The 16,048-nt window shown below is 63.5% G+C and carries 16 protein-coding genes; 8 read left to right on the top strand and 8 right to left on the bottom strand.

The genetic code is table 11. The features are described from left to right. Nucleotides 1-3: 3 nt before the first annotated feature. The 7 genes from DOD19_RS23345 to cheZ all read left to right on the top strand — a co-directional run bounded on the left by DOD19_RS23345 (nucleotide 4) and on the right by cheZ (nucleotide 8,160). Nucleotides 4-1,848, top strand: a complete 1,845-nt coding sequence (locus DOD19_RS23345; RefSeq protein ID WP_112188427.1) for a methyl-accepting chemotaxis protein — start codon at nucleotides 4-6, stop codon at nucleotides 1,846-1,848. Nucleotides 1,849-2,073: 225 nt separating this feature from the next. Continuing rightward, nucleotides 2,074-3,972 carry a methyl-accepting chemotaxis protein gene (locus DOD19_RS23340; protein WP_112188944.1) on the top strand — a complete coding sequence of 633 codons (1,899 nt, stop codon included), beginning with the start codon at nucleotides 2,074-2,076 and terminating at the stop codon, nucleotides 3,970-3,972. A gap of 103 nt (nucleotides 3,973-4,075) precedes the next feature. Further along, complete coding sequence (locus DOD19_RS23335; protein ID WP_024978415.1) at nucleotides 4,076-4,957, top strand: CheR family methyltransferase; 882 nt, start codon at nucleotides 4,076-4,078, stop codon at nucleotides 4,955-4,957. 89 nt (nucleotides 4,958-5,046) lie between these two features. Further along, nucleotides 5,047-5,664: a chemoreceptor glutamine deamidase CheD gene (gene cheD / locus DOD19_RS23330; protein ID WP_037032225.1), complete on the top strand. Its 618-nt coding sequence runs from the start codon at nucleotides 5,047-5,049 to the stop codon at nucleotides 5,662-5,664. Between the two features lie 140 nt (nucleotides 5,665-5,804). Continuing rightward, a complete protein-coding gene (locus DOD19_RS23325) occupies nucleotides 5,805-6,941 on the top strand; it encodes a chemotaxis response regulator protein-glutamate methylesterase (protein WP_112188425.1) in 1,137 nt (378 codons plus the stop codon). Nucleotides 6,942-7,090: 149 nt separating this feature from the next. Continuing rightward, on the top strand, nucleotides 7,091-7,492 hold the full coding sequence (gene cheY / locus DOD19_RS23320) for a chemotaxis response regulator CheY (RefSeq protein ID WP_024978418.1): 402 nt from the start codon (nucleotides 7,091-7,093) through the stop codon (nucleotides 7,490-7,492). Beyond that, nucleotides 7,492-8,160 (top strand): protein phosphatase CheZ, encoded by a 669-nt coding sequence (cheZ, locus tag DOD19_RS23315; RefSeq protein WP_024978419.1) that lies wholly within the window; start codon nucleotides 7,492-7,494, stop codon nucleotides 8,158-8,160. Before cheY ends, cheZ begins: the two co-directional genes overlap by 1 nt. Before the next feature lie 91 nt (nucleotides 8,161-8,251). Here the strand turns inward: cheZ and DOD19_RS28205 are convergent, their stop codons facing one another. Next, complete coding sequence (locus DOD19_RS28205) at nucleotides 8,252-8,377, bottom strand: hypothetical protein (protein WP_275426895.1); 126 nt, start codon at nucleotides 8,375-8,377, stop codon at nucleotides 8,252-8,254. A 423-nt stretch (nucleotides 8,378-8,800) separates the two neighbouring features. Here DOD19_RS28205 and DOD19_RS23310 point away from each other — a divergent pair, with 423 nt between their 5' ends. Further along, nucleotides 8,801-9,220, top strand: a complete 420-nt coding sequence (locus DOD19_RS23310) for a c-type cytochrome (RefSeq protein WP_024978420.1) — start codon at nucleotides 8,801-8,803, stop codon at nucleotides 9,218-9,220. A gap of 50 nt (nucleotides 9,221-9,270) precedes the next feature. On the opposite strand, the gene DOD19_RS23305 is transcribed toward DOD19_RS23310, so the two are convergent. The 7 genes from DOD19_RS23305 to DOD19_RS23275 are packed head-to-tail and all read right to left on the bottom strand — an operon-like array spanning nucleotide 9,271 to nucleotide 16,006. After that, nucleotides 9,271-9,621 carry a DUF6516 family protein gene (locus DOD19_RS23305; protein WP_112188423.1) on the bottom strand — a complete coding sequence of 117 codons (351 nt, stop codon included), beginning with the start codon at nucleotides 9,619-9,621 and terminating at the stop codon, nucleotides 9,271-9,273. 2 nt (nucleotides 9,622-9,623) lie between these two features. After that, nucleotides 9,624-9,893, bottom strand: coding sequence for a hypothetical protein (locus DOD19_RS23300; protein WP_024978422.1), 270 nt, complete (start codon nucleotides 9,891-9,893; stop codon nucleotides 9,624-9,626). Between the two features lie 19 nt (nucleotides 9,894-9,912). After that, a complete protein-coding gene (locus DOD19_RS23295; RefSeq protein ID WP_112188421.1) occupies nucleotides 9,913-10,452 on the bottom strand; it encodes a nitrous oxide reductase accessory protein NosL in 540 nt (179 codons plus the stop codon). After that, entirely contained in the window at nucleotides 10,449-11,276 is an 828-nt protein-coding gene (locus DOD19_RS23290) for an ABC transporter permease subunit (protein WP_024978424.1), read from the bottom strand. Before DOD19_RS23290 ends, DOD19_RS23295 begins: the two co-directional genes overlap by 4 nt. A gap of 8 nt (nucleotides 11,277-11,284) precedes the next feature. Beyond that, nucleotides 11,285-12,193: an ABC transporter ATP-binding protein gene (locus DOD19_RS23285; protein WP_045201930.1), complete on the bottom strand. Its 909-nt coding sequence runs from the start codon at nucleotides 12,191-12,193 to the stop codon at nucleotides 11,285-11,287. After that, nucleotides 12,186-13,448 carry a nitrous oxide reductase family maturation protein NosD gene (locus DOD19_RS23280; protein WP_112188419.1) on the bottom strand — a complete coding sequence of 421 codons (1,263 nt, stop codon included), beginning with the start codon at nucleotides 13,446-13,448 and terminating at the stop codon, nucleotides 12,186-12,188. The genes DOD19_RS23285 and DOD19_RS23280 overlap by 8 nt, the downstream gene beginning before the upstream one ends. Next, entirely contained in the window at nucleotides 13,436-16,006 is a 2,571-nt protein-coding gene (locus tag DOD19_RS23275) for a 4Fe-4S binding protein (protein ID WP_343226210.1), read from the bottom strand. The genes DOD19_RS23280 and DOD19_RS23275 overlap by 13 nt, the downstream gene beginning before the upstream one ends. Nucleotides 16,007-16,048 lie beyond the last annotated feature (42 nt).

The following is a 16,048-nucleotide window of genomic DNA, read 5'->3' as shown; positions in this document are numbered from 1 at the left end:
AGCATGTTCAGCAAAATGACCATCCGGCTCCGTTTGGGGCTGATGATGGCGGGCATTGGTGTGCTCGCCGTCATCGTGGGCGTGACGGGCCTGATCGGCATGCGACACGCCAACACCCGCGTGCAGGACGGCTATGCCGTGCAGCTTGCGGGCACCGTGGCATTGGCTGAATCCGATTCCAACCTGCTGAGCTTCCGCATCGTGCTCGACCGTGCCGCCATGGCGCCCAACGCGCCCGGCACGGAAAAGACGGTCGAGCGCGCCAAGATGTTCCTCGACAAGTCCGACGCCGCCTGGAAGCGCTACCGCGCGCTGCCCACCACGGCAGACGAACGCAAGCTGGCCGACGAGGCTCAGGGCCTGCGCGACGTTTTCCTGCGTGACGGCGCACAGGTGCTGATGCAAGCCGTGCAGGCGCACGATGAAGCGCGCATCAACAAGACGGTCATGGACGTCATGCCTGCGCTGTACCGCCCCCTTGGCGACAAGGTCACTGCGCTCAACCGCCTGCAGATGGACGCGGCTAAAGCCGGCTACGAAGCCAGCCAGGCCGAACATCGCAATCTGAGCGCCCTCACCACCGGCCTGCTGCTGGGCGGCATTCTGGTGGGCGGGCTGCTGACGTGGGCGCTGCGCCGTTCGATCACGCTGCCGCTGATGCGCGCCATTGAACAGGCCGAGCACATCACGCAGGGCGACCTCACGCACACCATTCAGGTGGACCGCGCCGATGAAACCGGGCGCCTGCTGCACGCACTGCAACGCATGCAGGAAAGCCTGCAGAAGATGGTGGGGCAGGTGCGCTCGGGTTCCGACTCGATTGCCAGTGCCACGCAGCAGATTGCTGCCGGCAATGCCGATCTGTCGCAGCGCACCGAGCAGCAGGCTTCGGCGCTGGAAGAAACCGCGTCGAGCATGGAAGAGCTGACGAGCATCGTGCGCCAGAACGCCGACAACGCGCGCCAGGCGAGCACGCTGGCGGGCAACGCCTCGGACATTGCCGTCAAGGGTGGCGAAGTGGTTGGCCGGGTGGTGGACACCATGGCCGGCATCAACGACAGCAGCAAGAAGATCGCCGACATCATCGGCGTGATCGAAGGCATTGCCTTCCAGACGAACATCCTGGCGCTGAATGCTGCGGTGGAAGCCGCGCGCGCAGGCGAGCAGGGCCGCGGTTTTGCAGTGGTGGCGGGCGAGGTGCGCAGCCTGGCGCAGCGCTCGGCCACGGCAGCCAAGGAAATCAAAGAGCTGATCAGCGATTCGGTTGGCCGCGTTGAAAACGGCACCACGCTGGTGGCCGAAGCGGGCAGCGTTATCGATGAAGTGGTGGTGGCCGTGAAACGCGTGACCGACATCATGGGCGAGATCAGCTCCGCATCGGACGAACAAAGCGCGGGCATCGAGCAGATCAACCAGGCCGTCACGCAGATGGACGAAGGCACGCAGCAGAACGCTGCGCTGGTGGAGCAAGCCGCTGCCGCTGCCATGTCCCTGCAGGAACAGGCGAGCGGGCTGCGCCAAGCTGTGGCGGCGTTCCGGACGCTGGCTGGCACACAGGCAAACGCAATGTCGACGGTGCCGGTGGCCGCGAGCGCGGCTGCCAAGCCGGCGCACAAAGCCAAGGCCGTGCCGCGCCGTGCAGCCCAGCCGACGGCTGCAGCACGCACCACCGCTGAACCCACCGCGAAGACCGCCGCTGCAACTGCAGCCCCGGCCTCCGCCAAAGAACAACAACGCGAGCGCACCGCCGCCGCTGCCGTGAGCAAAGCGGCTGCGTCAGCGCCCAAGTTGCCCGTACCCAAGCTCGTTGCCGCAGGCGGCGACGATAGCGACTGGGAGACCTTTTGACCATGTATGCACGGGATCTTCGCTGCTCGCGAAAGCTCTCTCGTGTGTGTTTGTGGTGTGCAGCCTGCCCTCCGGGGCAGGTTTTTTTTTGCCTGGGCTAGTGCCTGCTGAAGCCGGGGTGACCCCCCACTGAAGTGGCATGACCCCACGGCGGTTCTAAAGAGCCGTCCCCTTGCAACCGATAGCGGTTAGAGGGGCATATAAAAAATGAGGGGTAGACAGATGATGGGTTGGATCAAGCGCTTGCCGGTGTCCACGGTGCTGACGGGCGGATTCCTGATTGTGGCGGCCATGGGTGCTGCCATCGGCGGTCTGGGCATCTATACGATTACGCAGCTGACCAAAGCGAGCGAAGAGCTGGCGCAAAAGCAGATGCGCGCCATCACGCAGATGGGCAGCGCGGCCAACAGCCTGGCGCATGCCAGCCGTGCGCAGACGGCGCTGCTGATTGCCACCACGCTCACTGAGCGCAAGACACTCAGCACGCAGATTGCCGACAGCATGCAGCACCTGAAAGACGGTGTGGAGAACGTGCGCCCGCTGTTCACGTCGGACGAAGGCAAGAAGATGATCCGCGAAGTCGATGCGATCTACCCCGTCTGGGGCAAGCGCATGACCGACTTCGTGGCGCTGATGGACAAACAGGGTTTGGACCCGACCCAGTTCGACAGCCGCGTCACGGCCGAAAACGTCGGCCTGCTGGACGATACCGCTGCGTTTGAAAAGACGCTCGACAAGATGGTCAAGCGTGTGGAGGAGGTCTCTGCCTCATCGACCGTCAAGGCCCGCGACGACGCACACCGCTCGCGCCTGGTGATGATCGTGATGGCCTGCGCGGGTGCGCTGCTCGGCATCGTGCTCGGTCTGGTCATTGCACGCCGGCTGTCGCGCCAGTTGGGCGGCGAGCCATCGTACGCGGCCGATATTGCTCGCCGCATTGCCGCCGGCGACCTGGCCGTGCACGTGCAGACCCGCCCCGGCGACCGTGACAGCATGCTCTTCGCCATGGCGCAGATGCAGCAGCAACTGACCGGCACGATCACGAATATCAAGAGTTCGGCTGACTCTATCGCCAGCGCTACCAAGCAGATCGCCGCCGGCAATGCCGACCTGTCTCAGCGCACGGAAGAGCAGGCTTCGTCGCTGGAGGAAACTGCCTCCAGCATGGAAGAACTCACCAGCATCGTGAAGCAGAACGCCGACAACGCGCGCCAGGCCAGCCAACTGGCGGGCAGCGCGTCGGACATCGCCGTCAAGGGCGGTGAAGTGGTTGGCCGCGTGGTCGAAACCATGGCTGGCATCAACGCCAGCAGCAAGAAGATCGCCGACATCATCGGCGTAATCGAGGGCATTGCCTTCCAGACCAATATCCTCGCCCTGAATGCAGCGGTGGAAGCCGCGCGCGCGGGCGAGCAGGGCCGCGGCTTTGCCGTGGTGGCGGGCGAGGTGCGCAGCCTTGCGCAACGCTCGGCCACGGCGGCCAAGGAGATCAAGGAGCTGATCGGCGATTCGGTGGGCCGTGTGCGCAACGGGTCGGCCCTGGTGGCCGAAGCCGGCACGGTGATCGAAGAAGTGGTGGTGGCCGTGCGCCGCGTGACCGACATCATGGGCGAGATTTCCGCCGCGTCGGACGAGCAAAGCTCCGGTATCGAACAGGTCAACCAGGCCGTGAACCAGATGGACGAGGTCACGCAGCAGAACGCCGCGCTGGTGGAGCAAGCCGCCGCTGCCGCTTTGTCGCTGGAAGAACAGGCGCAACTGCTGCGCAATGCCGTGGCGACGTTCCGCACCGATGCCTCGGCCGAACTGGCCGTAGTGGCGCAGGCTGCCGTTCCGGCGCCGGCCGTCCGCAGCGAGGTCCGCCCCGAAAAGACCGAAGTGGTGCCTTCCGTAGCGCGCGCCTTGGCTTCGCGCAAGGCGACCAAGCCGGTAGCGATGCCGGAGGCTGCACCGGAACAGGTTCCCGCCGCCGCGCAAGCAGAAAAAGCGCCCCAGGGAGCACATGCGCCGGTTGCACCGGTGGCTGCGGCTGCGGTTTCGGCCGCCGTTTCTGAGGCCGTCGTCGCCCCGACCCTCAAGCTGGCCTCGGGTTCTGCCGATGAAGATGACTGGAGCACCTTCTGACGCCAGCCTCGCCAACAGCAAATTTGGCGCGGCCCGCGGTAACGGTGCCCGCCAACGACTGAAAGCGGGCATCAAGACTCGCCAAACACGGGGTTAGTTATCCATGGCAGCACAAAATTTGGCGCCCGTTTCGCCGACGCTCGCGTCGCGCGAGTTTTCATTCACCGCCGAAGATTTCGGCCGCATCCGCGACTTGATCTACCGCCGCGTCGGTATTTCGCTGTCCGATCGCAAGAGTGAAATGGTCTACAGCCGCCTGGCCCGCCGCCTGCGCGTGGTCAACCTCGGCTCGTTCCGCGATTATCTGGATGCGCTGGAAAAAGGCCACCTGCCTGACGAGTGGGAAGCCTTTACCAACGCACTGACCACCAACCTGACCGCGTTCTTCCGCGAGCAGCATCACTTCCCGATCCTGCACGAGCACGCCAAGGCCAAGCGCACGCCGTTCACCGTGTGGTGCTCGGCGTCGTCGACGGGCGAAGAGCCGTACTCGATCGCCATCACGCTGGCTGAAGCCTTCGGCTCGATGTCGCCCAGCCAGGTGAGCGTAGTTGCCTCGGATGTGGACACCAACGCGCTGGCGCGTGCCCGTGCCGGCATCTATCCGATGGAGCGTGTCGCGGCCCTGTCGCCCGAGCGCCTGAAGAAGTATTTCCTGCGCGGCACCGGCAAGCAGGAGGGCTATGCCCGCGTGCGGCCCGAGCTGCAGGCCATGATCGATTTCCGCCAGATCAACCTGCTCGACCGCGATTGGCCGCTGCAGCAGAAGTTCGACGTGATCTTCTGCCGCAACGTGATGATCTATTTCGACAAGCCCACGCAGGCCAAGATTCTTGAGCATTTCATCGACGTGATGAAACCCGATGGCCTGCTGTTTGCCGGCCATTCGGAGAGCTTCCTGCAGGTCACCAAGGCGTGGTCGCTGCGCGGCAAGACCGTGTACGAAATCGCGCCCGAACTGCGGGCCAAGATGGGGGCACGATGATCGAATTCGGCAAACGCGCGACGCCGCAGTCGGCCACGGACGCCGTGCGCAGCGATAGCGGCATGAACAGCGGCATGAGCGCTGGCGCCATGGCCACGCTCGCGCAATCGGCGGCCAGCACCCACGCTTATTACGACACCACCTTTGGCCGTCGCGCCATGAAAGTGCTGCCCGGCGAGTATTCCGTCACCACCGAAGACCTGATGCTGGTCACGGTGCTCGGCTCGTGCGTGTCCGCCTGCGTGCGCGACAAGACCCTCGGCATTGGCGGCATGAACCACTTCATGCTGCCCTCGCGCAACGAGGGGGAATCGATCCTGTCGCCCTCCATGCGCTATGGCACGCACGCCATGGAAGTCCTGCTCAACCAGCTCTACAAGGCGGGCGCCAAGCGTGAGCGCCTGGAGATCAAGGTATTTGGCGGCGCCGCCGTGCTGGCTGGCATGAGCACGCTTGATGTGGGTGAGCGCAACGGCAAGTTCGTGCTCGAATTCCTGCGCAACGAAGGCCTGACGGTGGCCGCCAAAGATCTCTTTGACGTGCACCCGCGCAAGGTGTATTTCGTACCGTCCACCGGTCAGATCATGGTGCGCAAGCTGCGCTCGCAAAACTCGGTGGCCGAGCTGGACAGCGAGGCGCAATACGCCAGCAAGCTGTCGAAGTCCATCACGACGAAGCCAGCCTCGCGCCTGCAACTGTTTACCTAGGAGACCGCTGAAAAACGATTCTGACGACCCAGCACCGCCTTGCCGTACGACTTGTACTGTCTGCGTCGGCGCTGACCCATCAGAACCGCTTCGCTTCGTTTTACAACGGTCTCAACATTCAGAAGACTTGCTTCCCGAACATGAACGACAAACGCAAGATTCAGGTGCTGTGCATCGACGATTCCGCACTGATCCGCAGCATCCTGAAGGAGATCATCAACAGCCAGCCGGACATGGAAGTGGTGGGTGTGGCGCCCGATCCGATCATCGCGCGCGACCTCATCAAGCAGACCAATCCGGACGTGCTCACGCTGGACGTCGAAATGCCGAAGATGGACGGCCTCGACTTCCTGGAAAAACTCATGCGCCTGCGCCCGACGCCGGTGGTCATGATCTCTTCGCTGACGGAGCGCGGCTCTGAAGCCACGCTGCGCGCGCTGGAGCTGGGCGCGGTGGATTTTGTCGCCAAGCCCAAGCTGGGCATGCGCGACGGCATGAACGAATACGCCGACCAGATTGCCGACAAGATCCGCACTGCGGCCCGGGCAAAGCTGCGTCCGCGCGCTGCTGCACCGGTTGCGGTGGCCGCGACCCCCGGGTCAGCAACCGCATCGGCGCCCGGCGCACCCGTTCGCGCGGAGCACGCACCGGCAACCTCTGCACCTGCGCGTACCCATTTCTCGTCGACGGAAAAGCTCATCATCGTGGGCGCTTCCACCGGCGGCACCGAGGCCATCAAGGATTTCCTGCTGGAAATGCCGCCCGATTGCCCCGGCATCCTGATCGTGCAGCACATGCCGGCGGGTTTCACCACGTCGTTCGCCAAGCGGCTGGACGGCCTGTGCCGCATCCGCGTGAAAGAAGCCATGCACGGCGAGCGTGTGCTGCCCGGCCACGCCTACATTGCCCCGGGCGACATGCACCTGTCGCTCGGCCGCAGCGGCGCCAATTACGTCACCGAGCTGGATCAGGGGCCGCCGGTCAACCGCCATCGCCCGGCGGTGGATGTGCTGTTCCGCTCCGCCGCGCGCAACGCAGGGGCCAACGCCCTGGGCGTCATCCTCACCGGCATGGGCAAGGACGGGGCGGTCGGCATGCTGGAAATGCGCAACGCGGGTGCCTATAACGTTGCCCAGGACGAGGCGTCCTGTGTGGTCTACGGCATGCCCAAAGAGGCCGTGGCCCACGGCGGTGTGCACGAAGTCCTGCCGCTGTCGCAGATCGGCCCGCACGTGCTGGCCAAGCTGTCGGCCCATGGCCGTGTGACGCGGGTGTAACGCTGCACTTTGTGGGTACATTGGTTGCGGGGCGCAGCAGTCAGGCGCCCCAAACTATTCCAGCGCTCAAGAATCGGCCCCAGGCGCCGATAAGATTGCCAAGGAAGCCCGAAACCCCCCAATTCAGTAAGTTTGCGGAGATTGTGTCCATGGACAAGAGCCAGTACCGATTCCTCGTCGTCGACGATTTCCCGACGATGCGCCGGATCGTGCGTAACCTGCTCAAGGAACTCGGTTATGCCAACGTCGACGAGGCCGAAGACGGCGCCGCCGGCCTGGCCAAGGTCAAGGAAGGCCGGTTCGATTTCGTGATCTCGGACTGGAACATGCCCAACATGGATGGTCTGCAGATGCTGCAGAGCATCCGTGGCGACGCCAACCCTGTCATCAGCAAGATGCCGGTGCTGATGGTGACGGCCGAAGCCAAGAAGGAAAACATCATCGCCGCTGCCCAGGCAGGTGCCAACGGCTACGTGGTCAAGCCCTTTACGGCTGCCACGCTGGACGAAAAGCTGGGCAAGATTTTCGAGAAGCTCGAAAAGGGGGCGTGATGAGCGAGATGCATGATGGCGCCCAGGCGCCTGCCGTAGAAGGCGTGGACCACGGTGATATGCCGGAAATGCTCCAACGCATCGGCCACCTCACGCGCATGCTGCGTGAGAGCATGCGTGAGCTGGGTCTGGACAAGGGCGTGGAGAAGGCCGCTTCGGCTATTCCCGACGCGCGCGACCGCCTGAACTACATCGCCAACATGACCGAGCAGGCGGCCACCCGCGTGCTCAACGCCATTGACGCGGCGCGCCCCGTGCAAGATGCGCTGGAGTCCGACGCCGAGGCGCTGGTCAACCGCTGGCAGTCGTGGATGGATCGCCAACTGGGCGACGACGAGATCCGCGAGCTGGTCGGGCAGACCAACGGCTTCCTGCGCAGCGTTCCGGAAAAGACGCGCGACACGAACCAGCAGCTCATGGAGATCCTGATGGCGCAGGACTTCCAGGACTTGACCGGCCAGGTGATCAAGAAGGTGCTGGACGTCGTTCAGCTCATCGAAAGCCAGCTCGTGGGCATCCTGCTCGACAACGCGCCGGAACACCTGCGCGTGGAAGCCGCGCAAGTTGCGACGACGCTGCTCAACGGCCCGCAGATCAATCCGGACCATCCGGACGTGGTCGCGAACCAGGAACAGGTCGACGACCTGCTGGAAAGCCTCGGGTTCTGACCCTGCATTGCCAGCCCCTCGCAGGATGCGGGGGGCGGCGTCTCTCCGTGCGGTCAGCCACAGGTTGACAACTGCGACGGAGCAAATCGCCTCATTGGATCTTCTGCGGCACGCGCGCCAGCATGGCGTCGATCTGCGCGTCCTTCTCTTCCCAAAGCTGTGCAGGCCAGCGATGAAATTCGCTGCGGAATGCCGCATCGGCGGTGTAGTCGCCCACGCAGAGCCTGCCGGGATCGGCAGTCCCGCACGTGCACCATCACCGGCCCGGCCCGAGCGTGTCGTGCAGACGTAGGAACGAAGCCTTGGCCTGCATCAGAGAACACGATGCATCGAAGCCTCTGCGCCAAACACGCTGCCTTGCCCCACGGCTCGCGATACGCCAATGATGACGACGTGCGCGGCGCCGTGACCGTCTGTGGCGATGGCATGCCCAGACCGGATCCCGTGCGCGTCAGGAAGGTGCCAGGTGCAGCAATATCCCGCCGGTATTTCCATGACCGCCGTAGGGGAGTTGACACGTTACAACGCCCCACAAAGCCTTGCGCTGATTGGCGTCAAGGCCTGAGTCGGTATTCATTCTTATCATGGTCATGGCCTATTTGGGCCACTGTTCTCACTCCTTTTGATTCGAGGTATCGACGTGCTCATTCGACCTATAACCATTGCTGCCCTGGTGGGGTTCACCTTGCTGACGGCATGCAGCAAGAATGAGGAGGCTGCTTCCGCTGCCTCCGCCACTGCGGCTCCCGCAACTGTGGCTGCAGCGCCCGCTGCGCCGCAGGCAACCCAGGCCAGCGCAGGCGATGTCGAGAAAGGGGAGAAGGTCTACAAGTCCACTTGCGCCATGTGTCACAGCACCGGTGCCGGCGGCGCACCGATGTTCAAATCGAAGGACGATTGGGCCCCTCGTATCGCGCAGGGCAAGGACACCCTCTACGACCATGCGCTGCACGGCTTCTCGGGCAGCAAGGGTACGATGCCCGCAAAAGGCGGCAACGCATCGCTCGGCGATGAAGACGTGAAGGCTGGGGTGGATTACATGACGTCGAAGGCAACGTAAGGACTTGCGATCGGGCAGGCATGGCGGCGCTCCTGGTGAGCGCCGTTTGTTTATGCCTGTAGCAGCGGGTCGACCAGCACGGCATCAATCACGGCGCGTACGTTGGCCCAGGGTTCCGCGTTCGGGTTGGTCAAGGGATCTTCGCGCAGCACCTCCGAAGCATCGTGCAGATGGTTAGGGAAGGTGGTGAGCGTGCGATGCAGCGGTGCGGTGTCGATGCGTAATTGCGCATCGCCCCACCGCCACGCGATCGCATATTCCGACCGAGCGGGGTAACGCAGTTCGAGCAGAACGCCGTTGTCGAGCGAGACCATCAAGGCGTCCTGGCACAGCGTAGGAGGTTCCGCCAACACCGCACCGTAGTGCGCCTCCAGTGCCTCTTTGAGATCGAGGTGCTGCATGATCAGCCTCCCATGCGCGCCAGTAGCGCCTTCAGTTCAGCGGTGACGTCTTGCTTGGCGGTTGCAAGCGCGAGTGACCCGAGGTAGTGCTCATAGGCTGGATGCTCCGGCAAGTCCGCCGCCGCGATGCGCGCCAGCAGATCCCCCTCGTCGTTCACCCCATAGGGTTCGAGCAGCTTGCGCCGGCTTTCCCGCAGCTCGTAGGACAAGCGACTGAGCTGCTCCATCTGAACGGCATCATCGGGCGGTAGATTGGCAAAGTAATCGATCATTTCGTCTTCTCTGGGGCGGTTACATCTGGGGATCTTTCAATACGCCACCGTCGAGCTGTGCCATTTGGGGCGTAATTTCGTTGAACTTGTAAACCTTGCCGCCTTGATGTGTGGCGAAGGCGTTGGCATCGGCCTGCGTGGCGAAGGACGCAAACGTGGCGCCCATCGATCCGCGCGCCTTCGATCCCACGACGTAGAACGCGGTGCGGGCGTCGATCCAGTGGCCCCGCGGGGTGTTCCAGTCTGTCTTGGCCATGTCTTGCACGTACATGGCGAGCATGTGCCGCTGTTGTTCGGGGCGCAGCACGATCGAGAATAGCTCGATGGTGTCGCAGAAGACGTCGGGGGTGCCTTTGTCATACAGAATCTGCGCTTTCGGGCCGGGGAAGTCAGTCACCGTCATGCCATCGAGGCTGCAAGGCGTGTCGCGGGTCAGTTCGATCGGACCGGGCGTGGACGCGGCGCCTTGGCAGCCGGCCAGGACGATTGCGGTAGCGAACAGGGCCGTGCGCGCGCTGCGGCGCAGGGCGGATAGCGGAGGTTGCAGTGTGCGTTTCATTTGCGGAATTTCCATGCGGCCACAGCGAGCGGAGCGACGATCCAGGCGGCCATCAGAGCGCCGAGCACGAGCGGGTCGGCCATGTGCTCGGGGAATACGGTCGCCAGACCGTAGAGCGTGCGGACTTCGTCAAAGCTGAAGATATTGAGGATGCGGAAGATGTCTGCCGGGTTGAGCAGCATCAGGTAGGGCAGGGCGTCCGATCCCAGCTTTCCACCCGTGGCGATCAGTGCGCCCAGAAGCAGCAGATCGAATACCAGCACGAAGAAGAACCACAGCGCGATGGCGACACCGCTTGCGCGCGTGCGGTCGGCGGCGATGACGGACACCAACAGGGCCAGGCTCAGGAAGGCCATGCCAAGCAGCACCGAACTGAGCATGAAGCCGGCGTAGTGATACATGGCCGCGAGCGGCAGCTTGACGGCCAACAGTATCCCGACCACCCCGAAGCCGACGACCGTGGAGCACGCAAGCGCGGCCGCTAAGCCGAGGTATTTGCCGAGCAGCAGCTCGACTCGGGTGATCGGCATGGAAAGCAGCAGGTCCAGCGAGCCGCGTTCACGCTCGCCCACGATCGCATCAAAGCCGAGAATCAACGCAATCAGCGGTACGAGATAGATCACGAGGCTCACCAGGCTGGCAATCGTGACCTCCATGCCGCGCAGCCCGACTTCGCCCTGCTGTGCCGCGCCGAAGTAGGCGATCACCAGCGCAAACGCTGTCAATACAGTGGTCACCGCCAGCACCCACCGGTTGCGGATGCGGTCGTGGAATTCCTTGGCGATGACGATGCCGATCTGCCGGGGTTCGAGTGTCAATTGCATGTCTGGCCTCAAGCAGGTTGGCCAAGGAGCACGTCTTCGAGCGAAGGTTCGCGCAGTTGCAGGTCGGCAAGTGTTGCACCGAGCGTGGATAGCGATTGCAGCAATGGCATCTTCGCCGGCCGCGGGCACAGCACGGTGGCGCGCGATCCATCCATGTGCAGTTCGCATCCTGGCGCGGCCGCGAGCGCGCGCCGCAGTGCGGGCTCGGCATGCTCTGGGCCGCCCGTCAGCCGTAGGTCGAACCAAAGCGGCAAGGCCATCGATTCGCGTAACGATTGCACCGTCCCCTGTGCATGCACGCGTCCGTTCTTCATGATCGCCAGGCGACCCACGCGCTCCTGGATTTCCGAGAGGATGTGCGAGGTCAGCACAATGGTCACGCCCTGCGCCTGCAGTTCGCCCAGGGTGCGATAAAAGTCGCGAATCCCCTGCGGGTCCAGGCCGTTTGTGGGCTCGTCGAGAAACAGGAGTGTGGGCTGGCCGAGCAGGGCCTGGGCAAAACCGAGGCGCTGGCGCATGCCCTTGGAGTATCCGCGCACGCGGCGGTCTGCGGCATGGGACAACCCCACCCGTTCCAGCACGCGCGCGCAATCCGTTCGCGGCGCGCGCTTGAGCGCAGCGAAGAATTCCAGTGTTTCCTGGCCAGTCAGGTTGTCATAGAACACCACGTTTTCCGGCAGATAGCCAAGGTTGCGCCGCACCGACCGGAAGGCCCCACTGCTCATGGGCTGGCCTCCAATGCGCACTTCACCTGCGGTGGGCGCCTCCAGGCCAAGGAGCATCTTGAACAGCGTGCTCTTGCCCGCGCCGTTGTGGCCGATCAGGCCGAATAGCTCGCCGGGATGCACCGTCAGGCTCACGTCCGCCACGGCTTCGATCTCGCCGTAGCGCTTCACCAGTTGCCGCGCTTCAATCATGCTTGTTCACCCACGCGCGCCAATCATTGCCCCGTGGACGCATGCGGGGGCTGGCATCGACCACACTGGGTGAGCGCAGCAGCGGGAATTGCTCCGAGATCAGCCTCAACGTCTGTACCGCAGGGCTATTGAGCAGCAGCTTGGCGCTTGGAAAGCGCCACAACAGCCGGTCCATCAGATCGCTCGCGCGATAGGGCACGTCGCCACGGCCGTCGCCGTTGCGGTCCCACCCGGCATAGTTGCTCCAATAGTTGCCGTTACGCCCGCCCCAGGGCTCGTCGTGTGCGGCAACGTAGCGCACCTGTTCCTGGTTATCGATGAAATCGTTACCGTCCACTTTGTTGTGAATGGACCCGGCCCATACGTGCATGCCGACCGTGTTGCCGATGACGAGGTTGTTGCTCAGCACGTTGTATTCGGCGTCGTAGACGAAGAAACCGCGCAGGTTTCCGGACACGACGTTGTCTTCAATGACCGAATCCTGGATGGTGCGCAGCATGATGCCGTGGTCCGAGTTGCCCCAGGCGCGGTTGCCACGCACGATCTGGCGGCGCGTCATCATGAGTGCCAGTCCGCCGCGGTTGTGGTAGGACTCGTTGCCCTCCCACACGTTGTCGTTGGAGTTCATGTAGTGCGTGCCATAGCGCACGTTGTGGATGCGATTGGCACGAAACAGCGCGTGGTGCGACACATCGACATAGATGCCGTCACGCGAAAAGCTGATCTCATTGCCTTCGAGCTGCGCACCCGTCGTGTTGTAGAGCTGGATGCCGTTGCCGCGCTGGGCGGAAGGGTAATCGCGCTTGCCGGCAATCACGTTGCCCACGATGCGTACATCCTTCACGCCTTCAATCCACAGGCCGAACAGGTTGTAAGTGAGCTCGCAGTGTCTGACCGTGACGCGATCCGCGCCGGGCTGGATGTAGATGCCGGCGTTCTGTGCACCGAGGTCGTCGCCGCTGTCGCTGACAATCAGGCCATCTATCGTGACGTCCGGCGACGTGACGCGGATCACATCTCCGACAAGGCCGCCGCTGATGGTGGGGCGGTCGATGCCCACAAGGGTCAGGGGTTTGTCGATCCGGACCGGGCCTTGATACCGACCGCGCTCGATGATGAGGGTGTCCCCTGCATGCGCGAGCGTGACCGCCTGCGAAATCGAACTGCCGGCATGCACGCGAATCTCTGCACCGCAGGCCGCAGTGCAGACCAGCAGTGCCGAGATCGCGCAGAGGAGCCGGTTCAGTACAGCCATTTCAGTTGGGGCAAGGATTGCAGCGCCGGAAGCACGCCCACGCCCTTCATGGCAAGGAAGAGTCCTGCGCCAATCAGCAGGTTCTTCATGCCGACATAGGCAGCCATGTCGGCCCAGGAGGCTGTACGCAGCTTGTAACCCCACCAGGCGCCTTCCTTCACATAGGGCTTGCACGCCATGCGCATGACCCATTCGTAGGCGGACCACGCCAGCCACCAGCCGAGCACGATGCCGGCGCCAAGCCTGCCGCCCGCACCGAGCAGCCACGCCCAGGTGACCAGCACGGCCAGGCCAATGCCGGCGGCACGGAAGAACAACGGATGGTGAAGGAACTGCTGGTTCCAGGGGAAGAGGTGGTCAGTCAGCTCGCGACGCAACCGGGCGACGATGCCCACCGGTGGCAGCGGCAGCGAAGCGGGCGCCGGTGCAGCGGGTTTGTGCGGCGCGCTTGGCACTGGCTGGATCGGGATGTAGTAGCCGTCGGCGCCGATCGGTGTCAGTTTCAAGCCGGCGCTCGTGCGGTGCTTGCGCTCCTTGACCAGCGGAGGGCACGCATGATCGTCGTAATACATGACCATGCAATCCAGGCACAACAGGCATTCGCGCTGATCGATCTTGCCATCGCGTCCGATCGCCTGCGATCCGCAGCCCGCCTCGCAGGCGCGGCATGGGCCGCATTCCTGCTTGCGTTTCAGACCCCACCACCGGAACGTGGACGGGATTGCGAGCGAGGCACCCAGCGGGCACAGGTATTTGCAGAATGGCCGCTCGATGAACAGGGCGGCGACAGCCAGCACGCTCCAGAACGTGACGAAGGGCCACGTCCGGTTCCAGACGCCGACCAGGAACGTGGTCTTGAAAGGCTCGATCTCCGCCAGCTTCTCGGCGGTGCCCATCGAGTAGAACGACATCCCGAGCAGACCGGCAAACACACCGTACTTGATCCACTTGAGCTTGTCGTGCAGCGCCTTGGGCAACTGGAACTGGAAGCGCGCAAGGCCAAGTTTGCCCCCCACCTTGTAGAGGATCTCACTCATCGAGCCGTAGGGACACAGCCAACCGCAGAACATGCCGCGGCCCCAGAAGAACACGCTGATGATGATGAACCACCAGAACAGGAAGATGAAGGGATCCGACAGGAACAGATCCCACCGCCACTTGAAGAGAATGGCGTGGAACCATGTCAGCACCTGCGTGATGGACGGCTGCGCCATGAGATGGAATCCAGCGAAGCCGATGCTCGTGGTCCACAGTGCGTACTTGGGCCAGGAGACCCAGCGCTTGTCCTTGCGCTTGGAGCGGCGGACCAGCGTGTCTCGCGACGCATACACCACGCCTGCGCTGATCAACAGGAGGACGAACAGACCGATCTCGACGGCACGCGCCTTCCAGATCTGCAGCCAGGGCGGTGCGGGGCGGTCGTACTGCGGCCGCCCGCCCACAAGCTCATCCGCCGGAAGCCAGTATTCCTGTTCGAAGCTCGTGAACGTCTTTGCGCCGGTTTCTGCATCCAACTTGTTGGCCAGGAACACCAGCTTCCACGGATACGCCGACGAAAATCCCGGGCTGCGGATGATGAAGATGCCGGATTCGCGATAATCCGGCGCACTGGTTGCGCGGATGCCGTAGAGGTTCTGGTAATCGAGGTCCCGGAAGGTGAAGGTGTCGGTATCCTGGGCGACCTGGATGCGGTCGAAGATGCCTCCGCGCACGAAGCCCGAGCCTTTGAAACTCTCGGTGCCGTTCGACGCGATGAAGATCGCGTGTTCGCCGGGTTTCAGGCTCGACATGAGCGATGCGTAATTCGCATCGCCCAGAATGCTGCGTCCTACGGCCGGCGCACTGACGTCGCCGAACACCATATCCACGTAAGGCTGGCCGCTGGCTTGGAGTCCAACGTCTTCAGGGTGCACGGTCAGCCGCTGCACGGCGCCTTGGTCGAGCAGTGCCTTCCAGCTCAGCGGCTGATTGACCGGCGTGAATTTCGCCTGGGCGCGGCGCTTGGGCGTGATGATTCCGGCCTGCTCGGCCACGGCCTTGCCACTGCGCAGGATGACCTGATTCTCGGACATCACCGTCACGGTCGCACCGCTGATCGCGTCGAGTTCGACGGCGCCCTCGCTCACCGCGTGGGATTTGCCGATCTCGATGCTCCCCCCGACGAACTTGCCGACGTATTGCGAGGTGAAGTGCGTCAGTTGGGTTTCTGGAATGCCCAGCAGAAGGATCGGCTCGGAATGTCGCAGGACCTTGACGCCCGTGATCACGCCGTGCGCATCCATGCCCATCAGGGTAATGATGGGTTTGCCTGAATAGCCGGGCATGTCCACGATGTCGGTAGACAGGAACGCGTAGCCGACCAGCTGGCGCTTGCCGGCAACGTCGAGATAGCCCTCCACATAGGGAGGGTGCCCCTTGCGCGGGGAGAAGCTGCTGGCGCCAGGCAGCACGTCCGTGCAGGGCACCATTGCGCAGAGGTTCGGGTCGGTCGATAAACCGGCGGGCAGCGGCGCCTCATAAGCCATGCCGCTGATGCCCGCCAGTGCGGACGTGTCCATCGCACAAGTGGCGGCAATCACCGCCAATCGTGAGAACAGTTG

The organism is Ralstonia sp. GX3-BWBA (genome assembly GCF_003290055.1).
GTDB lineage: Bacteria > Pseudomonadota > Gammaproteobacteria > Burkholderiales > Burkholderiaceae > Ralstonia > Ralstonia holmesii.
Note: the sequence above shows the minus strand (reverse complement) of the source record. Positions and strands in the feature narration are given on the sequence as shown.

Bases quoted from the DNA above. Each gene is read 5' to 3' on its own strand.
- DOD19_RS23335 (WP_024978415.1), top strand. From the start codon at position 4,076: ATGGCAGCACAAAATTTGGCGCCCGTTTCGCCGACGCTCGCGTCGCGC.
- cheD (WP_037032225.1), top strand. From the start codon at position 5,047: ATGGCCACGCTCGCGCAATCGGCGGCCAGCACCCACGCTTATTACGAC.
- DOD19_RS23290 (WP_024978424.1), bottom strand. From the start codon at position 11,276: ATGCAATTGACACTCGAACCCCGGCAGATCGGCATCGTCATCGCCAAG.
- DOD19_RS23325 (WP_112188425.1), top strand. From the start codon at position 5,805: ATGAACGACAAACGCAAGATTCAGGTGCTGTGCATCGACGATTCCGCA.
- DOD19_RS23295 (WP_112188421.1), bottom strand. From the start codon at position 10,452: ATGAAACGCACACTGCAACCTCCGCTATCCGCCCTGCGCCGCAGCGCG.
- DOD19_RS23275 (WP_343226210.1), bottom strand. From the start codon at position 16,006: ATGGACACGTCCGCACTGGCGGGCATCAGCGGCATGGCTTATGAGGCG.
- cheY (WP_024978418.1), top strand. From the start codon at position 7,091: ATGGACAAGAGCCAGTACCGATTCCTCGTCGTCGACGATTTCCCGACG.
- DOD19_RS23345 (WP_112188427.1), top strand. From the start codon at position 4: ATGTTCAGCAAAATGACCATCCGGCTCCGTTTGGGGCTGATGATGGCG.
- DOD19_RS23305 (WP_112188423.1), bottom strand. From the start codon at position 9,621: ATGCAGCACCTCGATCTCAAAGAGGCACTGGAGGCGCACTACGGTGCG.
- DOD19_RS23285 (WP_045201930.1), bottom strand. From the start codon at position 12,193: ATGATTGAAGCGCGGCAACTGGTGAAGCGCTACGGCGAGATCGAAGCC.
- DOD19_RS23300 (WP_024978422.1), bottom strand. From the start codon at position 9,893: ATGATCGATTACTTTGCCAATCTACCGCCCGATGATGCCGTTCAGATG.
- DOD19_RS23340 (WP_112188944.1), top strand. From the start codon at position 2,074: ATGGGTTGGATCAAGCGCTTGCCGGTGTCCACGGTGCTGACGGGCGGA.
- DOD19_RS23280 (WP_112188419.1), bottom strand. From the start codon at position 13,448: ATGGCTGTACTGAACCGGCTCCTCTGCGCGATCTCGGCACTGCTGGTC.
- cheZ (WP_024978419.1), top strand. From the start codon at position 7,492: ATGAGCGAGATGCATGATGGCGCCCAGGCGCCTGCCGTAGAAGGCGTG.